This window comes from Streptomyces sp. NPDC007162, from assembly GCF_040634175.1.
Classification (GTDB): domain Bacteria; phylum Actinomycetota; class Actinomycetes; order Streptomycetales; family Streptomycetaceae; genus Streptomyces.
In genome coordinates, this window is record NZ_JBEYFC010000785.1 from 1 (window position 1) to 2984 (window position 2984).

Below are 2984 nucleotides of genomic sequence, written 5' to 3' on the forward strand. Positions count from 1 at the left end.
CCTGAACGCGTTCCAGATCGCTTTCGAAGGCCGCCTGACTCCGAGCAACAACTGACCATCAACAACCAAGATCAGCCGTTAAATTGACACACCCCCGCCATCGAGGACGGGATCGACATCCAGGGCTACCTGGCCTGGAGCGCCCTCGACAACTACGAGTGGGGCAGCTACCGGCCCACCTTCGGCCTCATCGCCGTCGACCCGGTCACCTTCGAGCGCACGGTCAAGCCCTCCGCCGTCTGGCTTGGCCGCCTCGGACGTACCCGCGAACTGCCACGTATGGCAGCACCGCCTACAGGTTCCTGACACCGCAACCGCACGCGCGGCCCCGTGAACGCGGGAGCCGGTGAGTCCTGACCCTCACCGGCTCCCGTCCCCCTTGGCTCCGTGTCGCAAGCAGTACGGCGAGCTCTCGCCCTTCCCGAAAGGCCCGGCCTTGTCCGTTCCCCCTACCGACCCCCATCGACCCGCAGTGCACCTGCGCCCGCCCCACGGCTGGATCAACGACCCCAACGGCCTGTCCTTCCACGACGGCCACTACCACGTCTTCTTCCAGTACAACCCGCACGGCCCGCGCCACGGAGACATCCACTGGGGCCACTTCCGCAGCCCTGCCCTCACCCACTGGCAGCTCCTGCCGCCCGCCCTCGCGCCCAGCCCCGGCGGGTACGACGCCGACGGCCGCTTCTCCGGCAACGCGGTCGGCGACGGCGAGCGGCTCGTGGCCTTCTACTCCGCGAACCGCGCCGACCGCTGGTGGCAGCCGATCGCCGCCACCGAGTCCCGCGACGGCAGCCTGAGCTGGACCAAGCGCCCCGAGCTGGTCATACCCGAGCCGCCGAGCGGCACCACGATGTGGCGCGACCCCTATGTATGGCGGCAGGACGGCCACTGGCGGATGCTGGTCGGCGCCGCCCTGGCCGACGGCCGCGGCACGGCGTTCCTGTACGAGTCGCACGACCTGGAGCAGTGGACGTACGAACGCTCCTTCCTCACCAGCGAGCCCGATGGCCCCGACACCGGGTGGGAATGCCCGCAGTACGCGCCGTTCGGCGAGCGCGGCGCGCTGATCATCAGCGACTGGCACCCGCAGGACGGACCACGCGGCACCGTGGTCCTGTCCGGCCGTGAGGAGAACGGCCGATTCTCGGCCGCCGCTCCCGTGCCGCTTGACCACGGACCCGACTTCTACGCCCCGGCGCTGCTCCCGGCCCCCGACGGCTGATGGCTGCTGTGGGGCTGAGCCTGGGAAGCCCGCGCCACCGACTGGGTGGACGAGTCTGGTTGGGCCGGCCTCCTCACCGTCCCGCGCGAGGTGACCCTCGCCGACGACGGCACGGTTCGTCAGCAGCCCGCCCACGAACTCCTCGCCCTGCGTGGCCCGCAGCTGCTGAAGTCCACCGGCCTGAGCACCACGGACGACGAGGCCGCCGACCTCGGCCAGGTCGGCCGCTGCTTCGACCTGACCGCCCGTCTGACAGCCGGCCTGACGGCATCCGGAACCGGCGAAGGGTCGCTGCGGCTGGTCACCTCCGCCGACGGCGCCGAGCACCTCGACATCCGCCTCGACGCCACGAACCGGCAGATCATCGTGGGCCGCGACCACGCCTCCCTGGACCCGCGGGCGCACGGTGGCTCCTACCCGCTGCCCTGCCCGACGACCGGACCCGTGGAACTCCGCCTGATCGTCGACCACTCCGTGGCCGACCTGTACCTGTCCACCGGGCAGACCCTCACCATGCGCTTCTATCCCGTGGGCGACGCCCCCTGGCGCATCCAGGCCGACGGAGAACTCGAATACACCGTCGAGGCATGGGAGTTGCAGCCGACTGCCGTGGACGTGGACTTGGCGGAAGGGCACGAAGCATGACCATCGCGGTGATCGGCGAAGTCCTGGTCGACCTCGCATGGCGGACGGGCGGCGCGCACATCGCGCCGCACCCCGGTGGCAGTCCTGCCAACGTGGCCGTCGGGCTGCACCGGCTCGGCCGGCCGGCCACCCTCATGACCTGCTGGGGCGACGACCCGCCGGGCGAACTGCTCCGCCCACTTCGACTCCATCGGCGTCGAGGTGCACCGCCTCCCCAGCGCCTCCGGCCGCACCACCATCGCCCTCGCCTACCTGGACGACGCCACCGGCAGCGCCCGATACGACTTCCTCGCCAGCTGGGACCCGCTCGACATCCCCATCGCGCCACAGAGCACCCTGGTGCACACCGGCTCACTGGCCGCCGTGGTGGAACCGGGCGCGACTCGCATCGTCGAGGCGTGCCACGCACGGCGCGGCCAACCAGGGCACGCGGTCTCTGTCGGCCTCAACGTGCGCCCCGCCGTGCTGCCCGACCGCGACGCCTACCGCACCCGCGCCGAACGGCTGATCGCCGCAGCCGACCTGGTCAAAGCCAGCGACGAGGACCTGGCCTGGCTCTACCCCCACCTCACCCCCGAAGCCGCAGGACAGGCCCTGCTCGCCCTCGGCCCACGCATGGTCGTCATCACCCGCGGCGCCCAGGGCGCGACCGCCCTGACCACACGACGCCAGATCACCGTCCCCACGCCGCAGACCCACGTCGTCGACACCATCGGCGCCGGAGACGCCTTCCAAGCCAGTCTCCTCGACGCCCTCCTGCAACCCGGCGGCACCGTCCACATCCCAACCACCCCAACCGAACTGGAAACCGTCCTCCACCGCTGCGTCACCGCCGGCGCCCTCACCTGCGCCCGTGCGGGAGCACAACCACCGACGGGCGAGGAGATCACCGTCGCCCAGGCGGCACTCCGCAGCAGCCCATCCCCGATCGGCAGCACCCAGCTGAGCATGCCAAGCGCGAGTCGATCCCGCGGCACTGGACCACACGGGCCGGCTCAAGAAGAACCGGCCCGCACAAAGGGCTGACTCCCCGCAAACCGCCAGGGCCTGCCCGGTGTTACTCCCCGCTGATCGGACAGGCCCTGGCATGACCGGCCGCCGCGGCGGCCGCCCC

At 71.3% G+C, this 2984-nt stretch carries 2 protein-coding genes and 2 pseudogenes; all 4 read left to right on the forward strand.

The genetic code is table 11. From position 1 onward, the window contains the following. Window positions 1-96: 96 nt before the first annotated feature. Window positions 97-306 (forward strand): annotated as a pseudogene (locus tag ABZ646_RS43870) (family 1 glycosylhydrolase); the annotation flags it as partial. 166 nt (window positions 307-472) lie between these two features. After that, window positions 473-1225, forward strand: a complete 753-nt coding sequence (locus ABZ646_RS43875) for a glycoside hydrolase family 32 protein (protein WP_360532614.1) — start codon at window positions 473-475, stop codon at window positions 1223-1225. 45 nt (window positions 1226-1270) lie between these two features. Then, window positions 1271-1870, forward strand: coding sequence for a GH32 C-terminal domain-containing protein (locus ABZ646_RS43880; RefSeq protein ID WP_360532617.1), 600 nt, complete (start codon window positions 1271-1273; stop codon window positions 1868-1870). Next, window positions 1867-2896, forward strand: a pseudogene (locus ABZ646_RS43885) (carbohydrate kinase). The gene ABZ646_RS43880 and the pseudogene ABZ646_RS43885 overlap by 4 nt, the downstream one beginning before the upstream one ends. The last annotated feature ends 88 nt before the right edge of the window (window positions 2897-2984 follow it).